This is a genomic window from Streptomyces lienomycini (genome assembly GCF_027947595.1).
Taxonomy (GTDB): domain Bacteria; phylum Actinomycetota; class Actinomycetes; order Streptomycetales; family Streptomycetaceae; genus Streptomyces; species Streptomyces lienomycini.
The window spans coordinates 2,760,320-2,777,254 of record NZ_CP116257.1; the positions used below are offsets into that span (position 1 = coordinate 2,760,320).

Consider the following 16,935-nt stretch of genomic DNA (forward strand, 5'->3'; position numbering starts at 1 on the left):
CGCCGGTCGGTGTGCCGGTCAGTCCCGGTTCTGTACGTGCTGGTAGCCGAAGCGGCCCTTGATGCACAGGTTGCCGTGGGTCACCGGGTTGTCGTGCGGTGAGGTGACCTTCACGATCTCATTGTCCTGCACGTGGAGCGTGAGGTTGCAGCCCACTCCGCAGTACGCGCACACGGTAGTCGTCTCGGTCTGCCGCGCCTCGTCCCACGTCCCGGCCGCCCGCATGTCGTACTCGGACTTGAAGGACAGGGCGCCCGTGGGGCACACCTCGATGCAGTTGCCGCAGTAGACGCACGCCGAGTCGGTGAGCGGGCCGTCGTGCTCGACCGAGATCCGGGCGTCGAAGCCGCGGCCGGAGACGGAGATCGCGAAGCTGTTCTGCCACTGCTCGCCGCAGGCGTCCACGCACTTGTAGCAGAGGACGCACTTGCCGTAGTCCCGCACGTAGAGGTCGTTGTCGACGCGCGGTTCCTCGTCGACGCGGGCCGCGTCCGGGCCGAAGCGGTCCGGCTTCGCCTCGTACTCCTTGAGCCACCGCGCGACCGAGGGGGTCGTCGAGAGGTCGACCGAGGAGGCGAGGAGTTCGAGGACCACCTTGCGACTGTGCCGGGCGCGCTCGGTGTCGGTGCGCACCACCATGCCCGGCTCCGCCGTGCGCGAACAGGCGGGTGCCAGGGTCCTGGCGCCCTCGACGTCCACCACGCAGACCCGGCAGGCGTTTTTCGGGGTGAGCGTGTCGCCCTCGCACAGGGTCGGCACGTCCGTGCCGACCGCCCGGCAGGCGTCGAGGATCGTGGACCCCTCGGGGACCCGGGCCTCCTGCCCGTCGAGGGTGAACTCCACCAGGCGGCGCGGCACTCCGAGCGGTATCGCGGTCATTCGTACGCCCCCAGACGGTCGATGGCGGATTCCACGGCGTTCCACGCGGTCTGCCCCAGACCGCAGATCGAGGCGTCCCGCATCGCGCGGCCGACCTCGCGCAGGAGGGTGATGTCGCCGTCGGCGTCGGCGCCGGTGCGGTCGACGAGCCGGTGCAGCGCCTCCTCCTGGCGTACGGTCCCGACCCGGCAGGGCACGCACTGGCCGCACGACTCGTCGCGGAAGAACTCCGCGATGCGCAGGAGCAGGCGGGGGAGCGGGACCGTGTCGTCGAAGGCCATGACGACGCCGGAGCCGAGCGTCGTGCCCGCCTCGCGGGTGCCTTCGAAGGTGAGCGGGATGTCCAGTTCGTCGGGGCGGACGAAGCCGCCGGCGGCGCCGCCGAGCAGGACCGCGCGGAGGCCGTCGCGGACCCCGGCGAGGGTGAGCAGCTCGCCGAGTGTGGCGCCGAAGGGGAGCTCGTAGACGCCGGGGCGGGCGACGCTGCCGGACACGCAGAACAGCTTCGGGCCGGTGGACGCCGGGGTGCCGATCGCGGCGTACGCCTCGGCTCCCCTCGTCAGGATGGGCAGGACGTTGACCAGCGTCTCGACGTTGTTCTCCACCGTCGGCTTGCCGAACAGGCCCTTCTCGACCGGGAACGGCGGCTTGGAGCGGGGCTCGCCGCGGCGGCCCTCGATGGAGTTGAACAGGGCCGTCTCCTCGCCGCAGATGTACGCGCCCGCGCCGCGCCGGATCTCGATGTCGAAGGCGTAGCCCTGGCCGAGGACGTCGTCGCCGAGGAGGCCGCGGGTGCGGGCCTGCTCGATGGCGTGGGTGAGGCGGGCGGTGGCGCGGGGGTACTCGCCGCGGAGGTAGAGGTAGCCCCGGTGGGCGCCGGTCGCGTACGCGGCGATCGTCATGGCCTCGACGAGGGCGTACGGGTCGCCCTCCATGAGGACGCGGTCCTTGAAGGTGCCCGGTTCGGATTCGTCGGCGTTGCAGACGAGGTAGTGCGGGTGGTCGGGCTGGGCGGCCGTCGCCTGCCACTTGCGGCCGGTGGGGAAGGCGGCGCCGCCGCGGCCGACCAGGCCGGCGTCGGTGACCTCGCGGATGACGGCGGCGGGGCCGAGGGCGAAGGCGCGGCGGAGGGCGGTGTAGCCGCCGTGGGCGCGGTAGTCGTCGAGGGAGGTGGGGTCCACGGTGCCGACGCGTTTGAGGAGGGTGAGGTCGGGGGCGCCGGTCTGGGGGACCGCCAGGGCGGAGGCGGGTTCGGCGGGGGCCGATTCGGGGCCGGTGGCGGTGTGGACTGCCGTGTCCGGGGTCGCGGGGGCGCATACGGCCGTCGCGTGGAGGGTGTTTCGCCCCCGCCGCCCCTTCCCTGTCCCGACCCCGGGGGCTGCCGCTCCCGGCCCCTCGCTGTCGGCCTGGACGGCCTCGTCCTCAAACGCCGGACGGGCTGTAACGGCCCCCTGCGCGGCGTCAGCTGGAGCACCTGCCCGGATCACCAACGCTGCCGGCGCCCGTTCGCACAGGCCCAGGCAGGGAGATCGCTCGACCTTCACGCCGCTCTCCGGGCCCAGGCGTGCCTCCACCGCCGCGCACAGTTCACTCGCCCCCGCCGCGGTGCACGCCAGGTCCGTGCAGACGTGCAGGACGGTCGCCGGGCGGGGGCGGACCGAGAACATGGCGTAGAAGGTGGCCACCCCGTATGCCTCGGCAGGGGGGACGGTCAGGCGTCGGCACACGTAGTCCAGGGCGCCCTCGCTGATCCAGCCGACGCGGTCGTTGAGCGCGTGCAGGGCCGGCAGGAGCTGGTCGCGGCGGTTCCGGGCCTCCCGGCCGCCGCGTGCCCACCTGAGGTCGGCGTCGGAGCGGTCGGCGCCCTCCCAGGAGGACTCGGGCGGGCCGAGCAGGGCGTCCACGGCGGCGCGTTCCTCGTCCGTGGGCTTGCCGTCACCGAAGCGCAGGTCCACCGGTGCTCACCTTCTCGATCCGGATCGCCGAGGCCTTGAACTCCGCCGTCCCGGCGATCGGGCAGTTGGCCTCGATGGTCAGCTGGTTGGTGTCCACCTCGTCGGGGAAGTGGAAGCTCATGAAGGCGAGCCCGGGGCGCAGGGCCGTGTCGACCCACACGGGCGCGAGAAGCGAACCGCGCCGGGAGGTGACCCGGACCTCCTCGCCGACCGCCACCCCGTAGCGTTCGGCGTCCTCCGGGCACAGCTCGACGGCCTCGCCGCGACGCAGCGGAGAGGCGTAACCGCCGCTCTGAACCCCCGTGTTGTAGGAGTCCAGGCGCCGTCCCGTGGTCAGCCGGATCGGGTAGTGCTCGTCGGTGAGGTCCACGGGCGGGTCGTGCCGGACGATGCCGAAGGGGGCGAGGCGGCCGCGGCGGTCCGGGTCCCGGGCCCACAACCTGCCGTGGAGGTAGGTCGGTTCCAGCTCCTCCGTGCTCGGGCACGGCCACTGGATGCCCTGGTGCTGTTCCAGGCGGGCGTACGTCATGCCGTGGTGGTCGGGGGAGAGGGAGCGCAGTTCGTTCCAGACCGCCTCCGCGTCCGGGTACTTCCAGTCGTGCCCGAGGCGGGCCGCGAGGTCGCAGAGGATGTCGATGTCCTCCCGGGCCTCGCCCGGCGGGCTCACCGCCTTGCGGACCCGCTGCACGCGCCGCTCGCTGTTGGTCGTGGTGCCGTCCGTCTCCGCCCAGCCGGCGGTCGCCGGGAGGACCACGTCGGCCAGTTCGGCGGTCCTGGTCAGGAAGATGTCCTGGACGACGAGGAAGTCCAGGGCCCGCAGGCGGCGTATCGCCTGCTCGGCGTCCGCCTCGGACTGGGCCGGGTTCTCGCCGACGCAGTAGACGGCGCGCAGCTCCCCGGTGTCCATCGCCTCGAACATCTCCGTCAGGGTGAGGCCGTGGCGCGGCTCGACCACCGTGTCCCAGGCCGTCTCGAACTTCCGGCGGACCTCCGGGTCGAGGACGTCCTGGAAGCCGGGGAGGCGATTGGGGATGGCGCCCATGTCGCCCCCGCCCTGCACGTTGTTCTGGCCGCGCAGGGGTTGCAGCCCGGAGCCGTAGCGGCCGACGTGGCCGGTGAGCAGGGAGAGGTTGATCAGGGCGCGCACGTTGTCCGTGCCGTTGTGGTGCTCGGTGATGCCGAGGGTCCAGCACAGCTGGGCGCGCTCGGCGCGGGCGTAGGCGTGGGCCAACTCGCGGATGGCGGCGGCCGGTACGCCGGTCACCTTCTCGGCCAGGGAGAGCGTCCAGGGTTCGACCAGGGCCTTGTAGGCGTCGTAGCCCGTCGTCGCGCGGGCGATGAACGCCTCGTTGGCCAGGCCCGCGTGGATGATCTCCCGGCCGACCGCGTGCGCCAGCGGGATGTCCGTGCCGACGTTCGGGCCGAGCCAGCTCTCCGCCCACTCGGCGGTGGAGGTGCGGCGCGGGTCGACGGCGTACATGCGGGCGCCGCCCCGGATGCCCTTCAGCACGTGCTGGAAGAAGATGGGGTGCGCGAAGCGCGCGTTGGAGCCCCACATCACGATGACGTCGGTGTGCTCGATCTCCTCGTAGGAGGAGGTGCCGCCGCCCGAGCCGAAGGCGGCCGACAGGCCCGCGACGCTCGGTGCGTGACAGGTGCGGTTGCAGGAGTCGACGTTGTGGGTGCCCATGACCACCCGGGCGAACTTCTGCGCGACGTAGTTCATCTCGTTGGTCGCCCGCGCACAGGAGAACATCCCGAACGCGCCGCGCGCCGCGGCCAGGCCCCGGGCCGTGCGGTCCAGGGCCTCCTCCCACGTCGCCCGGCGGAACGGCTCGTCGCGGGAGTCCCGGACCAGGGGGTGGGTGAGGCGGGTGTAGGTCTTGGGGGTTCGGTCGCGTTTCCTCATGCGGCGCTCCTCAGCGCGAGCAGGTCCGACAGGGCGTGCACGGTGCGCAGGGTGGGCACCTGGACCCCGGTGATCTCCGCCAGCTCGACGACGGCCGCGAGCAGGACGTCGAGTTCGAGCGGCTTGCCGCGCTCCAAATCCTGGAGCGTGGAGGTGCGGTGGTCGCCGACCCGTTCGGCGCCCGCGAGGCGGCGTTCGATGGAGACGTCGACCTCGCAGCCGAGGGCCCGGGCGACCGTCAGCGTCTCGGTCATCATGGTCTCGATGACCTCGCGGGTGCCGCCGTGCAGACACATCTGCCGCATGGTGGCGCGGGCCAGGGCGCTGATCGGGTTGAAGGAGATGTTGCCCAGCAGCTTCAGCCAGATGTCGCCCCGCAGGTCCGGCTCGACCGGGCACTTGAGGCCGCCCGCCCGCATCGCCTCGCTGAACGCCAGACACCGTGCCGAGACGTCCCGGCCCGGCTCACCGACCGAGAACCGGGTGCCTTCGACATGCCGTACGACGCCGGGCTGTTCGAGTTCGGTGGCCGCGTACACCACGCAGCCGACGGCCCGTTCCGGCGCGAGCACCGCACTGACCGTCCCGGCCGGGTCCACGCTCTCCAGCCGGCGTCCGTCGTAGGGGCCGCCGTGCCGGTGGAAGTACCACCACGGAATGCCGTTCTGGGCGGCCACGATCGCCGTCGAGTCGTGCAGCAGCGGCTCGATCAGCGGCCCGCACGCCGCGTACGAGGTGGCCTTCAGGCCCAGGAACACGTAGTCGACCGGGCCGACGTCGGCCGGGTCGTCGGTGGCGCGCGGGTGCGCGGTGAAGTCGCCGCGCGGGCTGCGCACCCTTACCCCGTACTGCCTCATGGCCGCCAGGTGCGGTCCACGGGCGATGAGATGCACGTCGGCGCCCGCACGGTGGAGCGCGGCGCCGACGTAGGCGCCGATCGCCCCGGCGCCGAGGACTGCGACTTTCATGGCGGGGGAGCTCCGTTCGGTCGAGGGATACCGAGGAACCGGAAGACTTCGGGAAATCTGCCGACGCCACCCAATGATGTCGACGAAATATTGTCTACAGTATGGAGGTTAGGGCGGCAAGGCTTTGTGCAGCAGTAGTGGTGGTCTGTAGTTGTCCGCTCAACAGTCTTCTCAAGCGCTTGCCCGATGCCTACGGTTGGGGACCCATGAGTCCCCCCGTCGCACCCCCGGGCTGGAGCCGCTGGCTCGTCCCCCCGGCCGCTCTCTCGGTCCACCTCTCCATCGGCCAGGCCTACGCGTGGTCCGTGTTCAAACCGCCCCTGGAGTCCGCGCTCGGCCTCAGCGGCACGCAGAGCGCGCTGCCCTTCCAGCTCGGCATCGTCATGCTCGGCCTCTCGGCCGCGTTCGGCGGCACGCTCGTGGAACGGCGCGGGCCGCGCTGGGCGATGACCGTCGCCCTCGTCTGCTTCTCCTCGGGCTTCCTGCTCTCCGCGCTCGGTGCGGCGGCGGAGCAGTACTGGCTGATCGTCCTCGGCTACGGCTTCGTCGGCGGGATCGGCCTCGGTATCGGCTACATCTCGCCCGTCTCGACGCTGATCAAGTGGTTCCCGGACCGGCCGGGCATGGCCACCGGCATCGCCATCATGGGCTTCGGCGGCGGCGCCCTCATCGCCTCGCCCTGGTCCGCCCAGATGCTGAAGTCCTTCGGCACCGACAGCTCCGGGATCGCCCTCGCCTTCCTCGTCCACGGACTGACGTACGCCGTCTTCATGCTGCTCGGCGTGCTGCTGGTACGGGTGCCGCGGCCGAAGGAGGGGGCGGACGGCCGGCCCGCCCCGCTCGAAGGGGTCCAGGTCTCGGCGCGCTCGGCGATGCGCACCCCGCAGTTCTGGCTGCTGTGGATCGTGCTCTGTATGAACGTCACGGCCGGCATCGGCATCCTGGAGAAGGCCGCGCCGATGATCACGGACTTCTTCGCCGACACCCCCACCCCCGTGTCGGCGACCGCCGCGGCAGGCTTCGTGGCCCTGCTGTCGGCGGCCAACATGGCGGGGCGGATCGGCTGGTCCTCCACCTCGGACCTGATCGGCCGCAAGAACATCTACCGCGTCTACCTCGGTGTCGGCGCCCTCATGTACACCCTGATCGCGCTGTTCGGCGACTCCTCCAAGCCGCTCTTCGTCCTCTGCGCCCTGGTCGTGCTCTCCTTCTACGGCGGCGGCTTCTCCACCGCCCCCGCCTACCTGAAGGACCTCTTCGGCACCTACCAGGTCGGCGCGATCCACGGCCGGCTGCTCACCGCCTGGTCGCTGGCCGGTGTCCTCGGGCCGCTGATCGTGAACTGGATCGCCGATCACCAGGAGGAGGCCGGTCGGCACGGCTCGGACCTGTACGGCACGTCCTTCCTCATCATGATCGGGCTGCTGGTCGTCGGCTTCGTCGCCAATGAACTCGTCCGCCCCGTCCACGCCCGGCACCACGAACCCGCGACCCCGACGGAGAAGGAGGGCAACGATGTCGTCCGACAGCAGCCAGAGTCCGCCTGACGCGCCCGACCTGCCCGACCGGCGGCCGCTGATCGCCTTCACCTGGCTCTGGGTGGGCGCACCGCTCGCCTACGGGCTGTACGAACTCGTCAGGAAGGCGACCCAGCTCTTCACCGGGTGACGCCGCCCGCGACGGCGGGGACGGGGAAGCGGGGACGGCCGAGGGCGGCGGAGGATGCTGACCGAAGCCGACAACCCAGGCGCCCGTTTCCTGTCGTATCACCTGCCGTCGTACCCGTCGGTCACTGATCACACTGGTGGATCCCGTACCCGAGGCAGCGAGGACTCCACCCATGCACCAAGGCTCCCGCATCACCGCCGTCGGCCACTACCAGCCCGCCGGGATCCTCACCAACGAGGACCTGGCGGGCATGGTCGACACCAGCGACGAGTGGATCAGGAGCCGGGTGGGCATTCGGTCGCGCCGGATCGCCGGACCCGACGAGCCGGTCGACGAGCTGGCCGGCCACGCCGCCGCGAAGGCACTCGCCGCTGCCGGGCTGACCCCCGCCGACGTGGACCTGGTCGTGGTCGCCACCTCCACCGCGATCGACCGCTCCCCGAACACCGCGGCCCGTGTCGCGGCCCGCCTCGGCATCCCGGGCCCCGCCGCGCTGGACGTCAACGTCGTGTGCGCGGGGTTCACCCACGCGCTGGCCACCGCCGACCACGCCGTACAGGCCGGTTCCGCGAGCCGGGCGCTGGTCATCGGCGCGGACAAGATGTCCGAGGTCACCGACTGGACCGACCGCACCACCTGCGTGCTGGTCGGCGACGGGGCGGGGGCCGCCGTGGTGGAGGCCGCCGCGCCCGGGGAGCAGGCGGGGATCGGCCCCGTGCTGTGGGGATCGGTGCCGGAGATGGGCAACGCGGTCCGCATCGAGGGGACACCGCCGAGGTTCGCCCAGGAAGGCCAGAGCGTCTACCGCTGGGCGACCACCCGGCTGCCCGCCATCGCGCGCCGGGCCTGCGAGCGCTCGGGTCTGGAGCCGGCCGACCTCGCCGCGGTCGTCCTGCACCAGGCCAACCTGCGCATCATCGAACCCCTCGCAGCGAAGATCGGCGCCGTCAACGCCGTCGTCGCCCGCGACGTCGTCGAGTCCGGCAACACCTCCGCGGCGAGCATCCCGCTCGCCCTGTCCAAGCTGGTCGAGCGGGGCGAGATCACCGCCGGGGACCCCGTGCTGCTCTTCGGCTTCGGCGGCAACCTCTCCTACGCCGGACAGGTCGTCCGCTGCCCCTGACGCCCCGGCGCCCCCGATGTGACGTGCCCTACACGCCCGGTTCCGGGCGTGGAGCGCGCCGTAGACTGTAGACGAAAGACAATCGATACTTCCGGGTACCGATTGTGTTCCGGCCGTCGAGGGGGGACCGATGTTGTCCGCAGGACTGCCGCAGGGCGCGGTGCCCAAGCTGGAGCGGCCCGGCCCGCTGCGGGACCGGGTCTACGAGGCGCTGCTCGAACTCATCACCACCCGGGCTCTCCAGCCCGGCCAGCACCTCGTCGAGAGCGAACTCGCCGGTCACCTCGGGGTGTCGAGGCAGCCGGTGCGCGAGGCGCTGCAGCGGCTCAACACCGAGGGCTGGGTCGATCTGCGCCCCGCGCAGGGCGCGTTCGTGCACGAGCCGACGGAGGAGGAGGCCGACCAGCTCCTGACGGTCCGTACGCTCCTGGAGGCCGAGGCGGCGCGGCTCGCCGCGGCCAACGCGTCCAGTGTCGGCGTCGCCGCCCTGGAGGAGCTGTGCGAGGAGGGGGAGCGGGCCGTCGCCGCCGAGGACGTGGACGCCGCCGTCGCCTGCAACGCCCGCTTCCACGGCAAGGTCATGGAGCTGGCGGGCAACGCCGTCCTCGCCGAACTGGCCGCACAGGTCGACCGCCGGGTCCGCTGGTACTACACCCCGGTCGCCCGGCAGCGCGGCCGGCAGTCCTGGATCGAGCACCGGGGGCTGATCGCCGCCATCACCGGCCGGGACGAGCAGGCGGCGACCCGGCTGATGCGCGAGCACACGGAGCACACCCGGCGTTCGTACCACGAGCGCGGAGAATCCTGAGGTCAGAGCCTGTTCAGCGCCTGCTCGGTGGCCGCCCGGCGTGATGCCGGGCGGCCTTCTGGCGTCCGCGACCAGGAGGCTCGTGTGCCGATGGCACGCTCTTCTTTGTCCACTCAGTGGAGAAAGTTCGCAGCAATTCGTGCGTGACTTCTTCCCACACCCGGCGCCCACTGCTACGTTCCCTCCGAAAGCAAGCCACTGGACGAGGCCGGGAAACCGGCACACTCACAGCCGATTGAGGCGGGGAGGGGCTCGTGAGACGCATGACCGCACGACCCGCGAACGCCCACCAAGCGCGACTGCTCCAGCTGTTGCGCGACGGAGGGCCCAACTCCCGCGCCCAACTGGGCGATCAGGTCGATCTCTCCCGGTCGAAACTGGCCGTCGAGGTGGACCGGCTGCTGGAGACCGGTCTCGTCGTGGCCGACGGACTCGCCGCCTCGCGCGGCGGGCGCCGCAGCCACAACGTCCGCCTCAACCCCGAACTGCGCTTCCTCGGCGTCGACATCGGCGCGACCTCGGTCGACGTCGCCGTCACCAACGCCGAGCTGGAGATCCTCGGGCACATCAACCAGCCCATGGACGTGCGCGAGGGCCCGGTCGCGGTCTTCGAGCAGGTGTTGTCCATGGCCGCGAAACTGCGGGTCTCAGGGCTCGCGGAGGGCTTCGACGGCGCCGGCATCGGCGTCCCGGGGCCGGTCCGCTTCCCCGAGGGTGTGCCGGTGGCTCCACCGATCATGCCCGGCTGGGACGGCTTCCCCGTACGGGAGGCGCTCAGCCAGGAACTCGGCTGCCCCGTCATGGTCGACAACGACGTGAACCTGATGGCGCTGGGAGAGCAGCACGCGGGCGTCGCCCGCACCCAGCACGACTTCCTCGTCGTCAAGATCGGTACCGGCATCGGCTGCGGCATCGTCGTCGGCGGTGACGTCTACCGGGGCACCACGGGCAGCGCCGGCGACATCGGGCACATCCAGGCCGTGCCCGACGGACGCCAGTGCGCCTGCGGCAACCGGGGCTGCCTGGAGGCCCACTTCAGCGGCGCGGCACTGGCCCGCGACGCCACGGAGGCCGCCGAACAGGGCGGTTCGGCCGAACTCGCGAACCGGTTGGAGGCGAACGGCGTCCTCAGCGCCGCCGACGTCGCCGCCGCGGCCGCCGCGGGCGACGCCACCGCACTGGACCTGATCAGGGAGGGCGGCCGCAGTACCGGCCAGGTCATCGCCGGCCTGGTCAGCTTCTTCAACCCCGGCCTGGTGGTGATCGGCGGCGGGGTGACCGGCCTCGGCCACAACCTGCTCGCCGCGATCCGCACCCAGGTCTACCGCCAGTCGCTGCCCCTGGCGACCGGCAACCTGCCCATCGTCCTGGGGGAGCTGGGCCCCACCGCCGGAGTCATCGGCGCGGCCCGGCTGATCAGCGACCACCTGTTCTCGCCCGCGTAGGCACCGTTCGGACTTCGCACCCCGCCCGGCACGGCGCTCTACCCCGCTGTGCCCCGACACACGTCACCACGCCCCGACCCACGTCACCCTGCTCCGCCACGCCCTGCTCTGCTCTGCCCTGACACCGGCCCGCACGCCCGCCGAGGGGACCTCACATGGCACCAGAACCACCGCTGCTCAGCATGTCCGGCATCACCAAGTCGTTCCCCGGCGTCCGGGCCCTCGACGGCGTCGACCTCGACGTCCAGGCCGGCGAGGTGCACTGCCTCCTCGGCCAGAACGGCGCCGGGAAGTCCACCCTCATCAAGGTGCTGGCCGGCGCCCACCAGCCCGACACCGGCACCATCCGCTGGCGCGGCGAGGACGTCACCCTGCGCTCGCCCATCGCGGCCATGCGCCTGGGGATCGCCACCATCTACCAGGAACTCGACCTGGTCGAGCACCTCTCCGTCGCCGAGAACGTCCACCTCGGCCATGAGCCGACCGCCGCCGGCTTCGTCGTACGGGCAAGGACGGCCAAGGCGTCGACGGCCGCGCTGCTGGGGCGACTCGGGCATCCCGAGGTCGACCCGGGACGGCTGGTCGGGGACCTGTCGGCGGCGCAGCAGCAGATCGTCTCCATGGCGAGGGCGCTCTCGCACGACGTACGGCTCATCGTGATGGACGAACCGTCCGCCGCCCTCGACCCGGACGAGGTCGACAACCTCTTCCGCATCGTCGCCGACCTCACCGCCGACGGTGTCGCCGTCGTCTACATCTCGCACCGCCTGGAGGAGATCCGCCGCATCGGCGACCGGGTCACCGTCCTCAAGGACGGCCGCGCCGTGGCCGGCGGACTGCCCGCCGAGTCGACACCGACCCGCGAGGTCGTGGCGCTGATGACGGGACGCAACGTCGAGTACGTCTTCCCCGAGCGGCCCACGCGGCGGCCGGCGGGCGAACCCGTGCTGAGCGTCAAGGGCCTGTCCCGGGAAGGGGAGTTCGCCCCCCTCGACCTGGAGGTGCGCCCCGGAGAGATCGTCGGCCTCGCGGGACTCGTCGGCTCCGGCCGCTCCGAGATCCTGGAGACGGTCTACGGCGCCCGGAAACCCAGCACCGGCCAGGTCGTCGTCGACGGACGGACGCTGCGGCCGGGCAGTGTGCGCGCCGCAGTCCGCGCCGGGCTCGGGCTCGCCCCCGAGGAACGCAAGGCCCAGGCCCTGCTGATGCTGGAGTCCGTCACCCGCAACGTGTCCGTCTCCGCCATGTCCCGTTTCGCGCACGGCGGCTGGATCGACCGCGGCGCCGAACTGGGCGCGGCCCGCAAGGCCACCCGCGAGCTGTCGCTGCGGCCCGACAACCCCGCCGTGCCCGTGCGCACCCTGTCCGGCGGCAACCAGCAGAAGGCGGTACTCGCCCGCTGGCTGCTGCGCGGCTGCCGGGTCCTGCTGCTCGACGAACCCACCCGCGGTGTCGACGTCGGCGCCCGCGCCGAGTTGTACGCCGTCATCCGGCGCCTCGCCGACGAGGGCCTCGCCGTGCTGCTGGTCTCCAGCGAGGTGCCCGAGGTGCTGGGCCTCGCCGACCGCGTACTGGTGCTGCGCGAGGGCCGCGTCGTGCACGAGGCCCCCGCCCGCGAACTCGACGAACACCGCGTACTCGACCTCGTGATGGAAGGAAGCCCGGCGTCATGACGCAGCACGTCTCCCCGCCGCGGGACGGTACCGGCAAGGCGGCCCCCGTGGACGGTCCGCCCGCCTGGCGGGTCCAGTTGGGCCGCGCCGACGTCCGCACCCTCACCCTGCTCGGCGTGCTCGCCGCACTGGTCCTCATCGGCGGCATCACCCAGCCCGACGCGTTCCTCGACACCCGCAACCTGCAACTGGTGCTCACCCAGGCGTCCGTGATCGGCGTCGTCACCGTCGGCGTGACCTTCGTCATCGTCTCCGGCGGCATCGACCTGTCCGTCGGCGCCATCGTCGCCCTCGCCTCGGTGTGGGCGACCACGGTCGCCACCCAGGAGTACGGGTTCGTCGGCATCCTCTTCACCGCGATCGTCGTGGGACTGGGCTGCGGACTGGTCAACGGCCTGCTCATCTCCTTCGGCGGCATGGTCCCCTTCATCGCCACCCTCGCCATGCTGGCCTCGGCACGCGGACTCGCGCTGCAGATCACCGACGGCCGCACCCAGGTCGTCACCGTCCCCGGCGTCCTCGACCTCGCCGAACGCGACTCGTACGTACTCGGCATCCCGCCGCTGGTCCTGGTCTTCGCCGCCGTCACCGTCGTCGGCTGGCTGGTCCTGAACCGGACCACCTTCGGCCGCCGCACCGTCGCCGTCGGCGGCAACGCCGAGGCCGCCCGGCTGGCCGGCATCGACGTCCGCCGCCAGCGGCTCTACCTCTACCTGCTGTCCGGGCTGTGCTGCGGCATCGCCGCCTTCCTGCTGGTGTCCCTCGCGGGCTCCGGCCAGAACACCAACGGCAACCTCTACGAACTCGACGCCATCGCCGCCGCCATCATCGGCGGAACGCTGCTGACCGGCGGCCGGGGCCACATCCTCGGCTCCGTGCTCGGCGTCCTGATCTTCACCACGATCACCAACATCTTCGCCCTGAACAACCTGCAGACCGACGTGCAGCAGATCGCCAAGGGCGCGATCATCGTCGCCGCCGTGCTGGTCCAGCGCCGTACCGCAAGCACGCACTGAGGAAAGGGTTCACCGTCATGACGAAGCTCACGAGTCGCAGAGGGCTGCTCTTCGGAGCCGCCGCCGTGTCCGCCGGTGCCGTCCTCACGGGGTGCACCAGCAACGACCCCGACGGCGGCGACGACAAGGCCGCCGCGGACACGCAGCCGGCCGCCGACGACAAGCCGGGCAAGCCGGTCACCATCGGCTACGCCGGCCCGCAGGCCGACCACGGCTGGCTCAACGCCGTCAACGACCAGGCCAAGAAGCGCGCCGAGAAGTACTCCGAGATCACCATGGAGATCACCGAGGGCTCCAACGACACCGCGCAGCAGATCGGCCAGATCGAGACCCTCATCAACAAGAAGGTCGACGTCCTGGTCATCCTGCCGGCCGACGGCAAGGCCCTCACCCAGGTCGGCCTGAAGGCGATGCGGGCGGGCATCCCGGTCATCAACCTCGACCGGATCTTCAACAGCCCCCAGGCCTACCGCTGCTGGGTCGGCGGCGACAACTACGGCATGGGTCTCAACGCCGCCCACTACATCGGCGAGAAGCTCAAGGACAAGCCGGACGCCAAGGTCATCGAACTGGCCGGCATCGACAACCTCGAACTGACCCAGCAGCGCACCCAGGGCTTCGACGACGGCCTGAAGAACTACCCGAACATCAAGAAGGTGGCACGCCAGGCCGCCGAGTTCACGGTCGAGTCCGGTCAGGCGAAGATGTCCCAGCTGCTCCAGGCCCAGTCGGACTTCGACGCCATGTGGAACCACGACGACGACCAGGGCGTGGGCGCCCTGCGCGCCATCGAGCAGGCCGGGCGCGACGACTTCCTGATGGTCGGCGGCGCGGGCGCGCTCTCCGCCTTCCAGGCCATCAAGGCGGACAGCGGCGTACTGAAGGCGTCGGTGCTCTACCCGCCGACCATGGCCGCCTCCGCGATCGACCTGGCCCGCGCCCTCGGCCAGGGCAAGGGCATCGGCGGTCTCGCCGAGTTCGAGATCCCCTCGACGGTCACCTGCTACTCGGCCGTCGTCGACAAGGACAACGTCGACCAGTACATGTCCACCGGCTTCAAGTGACGGCCGCCGCCCCGGACCCGGCCTGACCAGCCGGGCCGGGGCGGGGCCCACCCCCACCGCGCCACCACGACGAGGAGGACATCCGCATGGGACAGCCGCAGCAGCCCGAGGGGGCCGACGCCGAGGAGGCGGCCGGCACCGACAGCGGGGCCGGGACCGGGCCTACGGGGGCGTCCGCGTCCAGACCGCCCCTGCGGGTCGGCATGGTCGGCTACGCCTTCATGGGTGCCGCCCACTCCCAGGGCTGGCGCACCGCCGGCCGGGTCTTCGACCTGCCGCTGAACCCGGTGCTGGCCGCGATCTGCGGACGGGACGCCGACGCCGTGCGCCTCGCGGCCGACCGGCACGGCTGGCAGAGCACCGAGACCGACTGGCGGACCCTGGTCGAACGGGACGACATCGACCTCGTCGACGTCTGCACCCCCGGCGACAGCCACGCCGAGATCGCCCTGGCCGCGCTCGCCGCCGGAAAACACGTCCTGTGCGAGAAACCGCTGGCCAACACCGTCGAGGAGGCGCGGGCGATGACCAGTGCCGCCGAGGCGGCGGGAGCACGCGGCCAGCTCGCGATGGTCGGCTTCAACTACCGCCGGGTACCGGCCACCGCGCTGGCCCGGCGGATGGTCGCCGAGGGCCGCGTCGGCCGGCTGCGACACCTGCGGGTGACGTACCTCCAGGACTGGCTGGTGGACCCGAAGGCCCCACTCACCTGGCGGCTGCGCAAGGAGCTGGCGGGGTCGGGCGCGCTCGGCGACCTGGGCGCCCACATCGTCGACCTCGCGCAGTACCTGTCGGGGGAGCGGATCGCGGGCGTCTCCGCCCTCACCGAGACCTTCGTACGGGAACGCCCGCTGCCCGCCGGAGCCCCCCGGGGTCTGTCCGCGGGCTCGGCGGACGGGGTGACGGGGCAGGTCACCGTCGACGACGCCGCCGTGTTCACCGGCCGCCTCACCTCCGGCGCGCTGGTCTCCTTCGAGGCCACCCGGTACGCCACCGGCCGCAAGAACGCCCTGCGCATCGAACTCAACGGGGAGCGCGGCTCGCTCGCCTTCGACCTGGAGCGGCTCAACGAGCTGGAGTACCACGACGGGACGGAACCGGGGGAGCACGCCGGCTTCCGCCGCATCCTCGTCACCGAACCCGAACACCCCTACCTGGAAGCCTGGTGGCCGCCCGGCCACGGACTCGGCTACGAGCACACCTTCGTGCACCAGGCGCGCGACCTCGTCCACGCCGTCGCCGAGGGCCGCGGCCCCGAACCCTCCTTCGCCGACGGGCTGCAGGTGCAGCGCGTGCTCGCGGCCGTCGAGGAGAGCGCCGAGAAGAACTCCGTCTACACCCCGATCACCCCCTGAGGAGGCCGGCAGCGCCATGCCACGCAACTTCACGCTCTTCACCGGACAGTGGGCGGACCTGCCGCTCGAGGAGGTCTGCCGCCTCGCCCGGGACTTCGGCTACGACGGCCTGGAACTCGCCTGCTGGGGCGACCACTTCGAAGTCGACAAGGCCCTCGCCGACCCGTCCTACGTGGACTCCCGTCACCAACTGCTCGACAAGTACGGCCTCAAGTGCTGGGCCGTCTCCAACCACCTGGTCGGCCAGGCCGTCTGCGACGCCATCATCGACGAGCGCCACGAGGCGATCCTCCCCGCCCGCATCTGGGGCGACGGCGAGGCGGAGGGCGTACGGCAGCGCGCCGCCGCCGAGATCAAGGACACCGCCCGCGCCGCCGCCCTCCTCGGCGTCGACACCGTCATCGGCTTCACCGGCTCCGCCATCTGGCACCTGGTCGCCATGTTCCCGCCGGTCCCGGACTCCATGATCGAGCGCGGTTACCAGGACTTCGCGGACCGCTGGAACCCGATCCTGGACGTCTTCGACGCCGAGGGCGTCCGCTTCGCGCACGAGGTGCACCCCAGCGAGATCGCCTACGACTACTGGACCACGCAGCGCGCCCTGGAGGCGGTCGGCCACCGGCCGGCCTTCGGCCTCAACTTCGACCCCTCCCACTTCGTGTGGCAGGACCTCGACCCCGTCGGCTTCCTGTGGGACTTCCGCGACCGCGTCTACCACGTCGACTGCAAGGAGGCCCGCAAGCGCCTCGACGGCCGCAACGGACGGCTCGGCTCCCATCTGCCCTGGGGCGACCCGCGGCGCGGCTGGGACTTCGTGTCGGCCGGGCACGGCGACGTCCCCTGGGAGGACGTCTTCCGCATGCTGCGCTCCATCGACTACCAGGGCCCCGTCTCCGTCGAGTGGGAGGACGCCGGCATGGACCGGCTGCAGGGCGCACCCGAAGCCCTCGCCCGGCTGAAAGCCTTCGACTTCGAACCGCCCAGCGCGTCCTTCGACGCGGCCTTCAACAGCTGACCGCAGCCCCGACCGCAGGTCAGGACCGGGGACCGGCCGAGACGCCGGTGCCCGGTC

14 protein-coding genes are annotated in these 16,935 nt (G+C 71.9%); 10 read left to right on the top strand and 4 right to left on the bottom strand.

Annotated elements, in window-relative coordinates:
* Positions 1 to 18: 18 nt before the first annotated feature.
* From BJ961_RS12470 to BJ961_RS12485, 4 genes are read right to left on the bottom strand one after another with little or no spacing between them, the layout of a single operon-like run.
* Entirely contained in the window at positions 19 to 879 is an 861-nt protein-coding gene (locus BJ961_RS12470; RefSeq protein WP_271321367.1) for a 2Fe-2S iron-sulfur cluster-binding protein, read from the bottom strand.
* Entirely contained in the window at positions 876 to 2,834 is a 1,959-nt protein-coding gene (locus tag BJ961_RS12475) for an NAD(P)H-dependent oxidoreductase subunit E (RefSeq protein WP_271321368.1), read from the bottom strand. Before BJ961_RS12475 ends, BJ961_RS12470 begins: the two co-directional genes overlap by 4 nt.
* On the bottom strand, positions 2,815 to 4,743 hold the full coding sequence (locus BJ961_RS12480) for a molybdopterin oxidoreductase family protein (RefSeq protein WP_271321369.1): 1,929 nt from the start codon (positions 4,741 to 4,743) through the stop codon (positions 2,815 to 2,817). The genes BJ961_RS12475 and BJ961_RS12480 overlap by 20 nt, the downstream gene beginning before the upstream one ends.
* Complete coding sequence (locus tag BJ961_RS12485; RefSeq protein WP_271321370.1) at positions 4,740 to 5,711, bottom strand: 2-dehydropantoate 2-reductase; 972 nt, start codon at positions 5,709 to 5,711, stop codon at positions 4,740 to 4,742. The genes BJ961_RS12480 and BJ961_RS12485 overlap by 4 nt, the downstream gene beginning before the upstream one ends.
* A gap of 206 nt (positions 5,712 to 5,917) precedes the next feature.
* Here BJ961_RS12485 and BJ961_RS12490 point away from each other — a divergent pair, with 206 nt between their 5' ends.
* From BJ961_RS12490 to BJ961_RS12535, 10 genes are all read left to right on the top strand, one after another.
* Entirely contained in the window at positions 5,918 to 7,258 is a 1,341-nt protein-coding gene (locus BJ961_RS12490; RefSeq protein WP_271321371.1) for an OFA family MFS transporter, read from the top strand.
* The gene (locus tag BJ961_RS12495; RefSeq protein WP_271321372.1) at positions 7,227 to 7,379 is read left to right on the top strand and encodes an MFS transporter small subunit; all 153 of its coding nucleotides are present in this window, start codon (positions 7,227 to 7,229) and stop codon (positions 7,377 to 7,379) included. The genes BJ961_RS12490 and BJ961_RS12495 overlap by 32 nt, the downstream gene beginning before the upstream one ends.
* Positions 7,380 to 7,551: 172 nt before the next feature.
* The gene (locus BJ961_RS12500; RefSeq protein ID WP_271321373.1) at positions 7,552 to 8,502 is read left to right on the top strand and encodes a beta-ketoacyl-ACP synthase III; all 951 of its coding nucleotides are present in this window, start codon (positions 7,552 to 7,554) and stop codon (positions 8,500 to 8,502) included.
* 130 nt (positions 8,503 to 8,632) lie between these two features.
* Positions 8,633 to 9,310: a GntR family transcriptional regulator gene (locus BJ961_RS12505; protein WP_271321374.1), complete on the top strand. Its 678-nt coding sequence runs from the start codon at positions 8,633 to 8,635 to the stop codon at positions 9,308 to 9,310.
* 263 nt (positions 9,311 to 9,573) lie between these two features.
* Complete coding sequence (locus BJ961_RS12510) at positions 9,574 to 10,755, top strand: ROK family transcriptional regulator (RefSeq protein WP_271321375.1); 1,182 nt, start codon at positions 9,574 to 9,576, stop codon at positions 10,753 to 10,755.
* Between the two features lie 155 nt (positions 10,756 to 10,910).
* Complete coding sequence (locus BJ961_RS12515; protein ID WP_271321376.1) at positions 10,911 to 12,428, top strand: sugar ABC transporter ATP-binding protein; 1,518 nt, start codon at positions 10,911 to 10,913, stop codon at positions 12,426 to 12,428.
* Positions 12,425 to 13,444 carry an ABC transporter permease gene (locus BJ961_RS12520; protein ID WP_271321377.1) on the top strand — a complete coding sequence of 340 codons (1,020 nt, stop codon included), beginning with the start codon at positions 12,425 to 12,427 and terminating at the stop codon, positions 13,442 to 13,444. Before BJ961_RS12515 ends, BJ961_RS12520 begins: the two co-directional genes overlap by 4 nt.
* Before the next feature lie 17 nt (positions 13,445 to 13,461).
* Positions 13,462 to 14,508: a substrate-binding domain-containing protein gene (locus BJ961_RS12525; RefSeq protein ID WP_271321378.1), complete on the top strand. Its 1,047-nt coding sequence runs from the start codon at positions 13,462 to 13,464 to the stop codon at positions 14,506 to 14,508.
* A gap of 86 nt (positions 14,509 to 14,594) precedes the next feature.
* Entirely contained in the window at positions 14,595 to 15,863 is a 1,269-nt protein-coding gene (locus tag BJ961_RS12530; RefSeq protein WP_271321379.1) for a Gfo/Idh/MocA family protein, read from the top strand.
* A 16-nt stretch (positions 15,864 to 15,879) separates the two neighbouring features.
* A complete protein-coding gene (locus BJ961_RS12535) occupies positions 15,880 to 16,878 on the top strand; it encodes a sugar phosphate isomerase/epimerase family protein (protein ID WP_271321380.1) in 999 nt (332 codons plus the stop codon).
* Positions 16,879 to 16,935: the final 57 nt, after the last annotated feature.

Bases quoted from the DNA above. Each gene is read 5' to 3' on its own strand.
- BJ961_RS12470 (WP_271321367.1), bottom strand. From the start codon at position 879: ATGACCGCGATACCGCTCGGAGTGCCGCGCCGCCTGGTGGAGTTCACC.
- BJ961_RS12480 (WP_271321369.1), bottom strand. From the start codon at position 4,743: ATGAGGAAACGCGACCGAACCCCCAAGACCTACACCCGCCTCACCCAC.
- BJ961_RS12485 (WP_271321370.1), bottom strand. From the start codon at position 5,711: ATGAAAGTCGCAGTCCTCGGCGCCGGGGCGATCGGCGCCTACGTCGGC.
- BJ961_RS12490 (WP_271321371.1), top strand. From the start codon at position 5,918: ATGAGTCCCCCCGTCGCACCCCCGGGCTGGAGCCGCTGGCTCGTCCCC.
- BJ961_RS12495 (WP_271321372.1), top strand. From the start codon at position 7,227: ATGTCGTCCGACAGCAGCCAGAGTCCGCCTGACGCGCCCGACCTGCCC.
- BJ961_RS12500 (WP_271321373.1), top strand. From the start codon at position 7,552: ATGCACCAAGGCTCCCGCATCACCGCCGTCGGCCACTACCAGCCCGCC.
- BJ961_RS12505 (WP_271321374.1), top strand. From the start codon at position 8,633: ATGTTGTCCGCAGGACTGCCGCAGGGCGCGGTGCCCAAGCTGGAGCGG.
- BJ961_RS12510 (WP_271321375.1), top strand. From the start codon at position 9,574: ATGACCGCACGACCCGCGAACGCCCACCAAGCGCGACTGCTCCAGCTG.
- BJ961_RS12515 (WP_271321376.1), top strand. From the start codon at position 10,911: ATGGCACCAGAACCACCGCTGCTCAGCATGTCCGGCATCACCAAGTCG.
- BJ961_RS12520 (WP_271321377.1), top strand. From the start codon at position 12,425: ATGACGCAGCACGTCTCCCCGCCGCGGGACGGTACCGGCAAGGCGGCC.
- BJ961_RS12525 (WP_271321378.1), top strand. From the start codon at position 13,462: ATGACGAAGCTCACGAGTCGCAGAGGGCTGCTCTTCGGAGCCGCCGCC.
- BJ961_RS12530 (WP_271321379.1), top strand. From the start codon at position 14,595: ATGGGACAGCCGCAGCAGCCCGAGGGGGCCGACGCCGAGGAGGCGGCC.
- BJ961_RS12535 (WP_271321380.1), top strand. From the start codon at position 15,880: ATGCCACGCAACTTCACGCTCTTCACCGGACAGTGGGCGGACCTGCCG.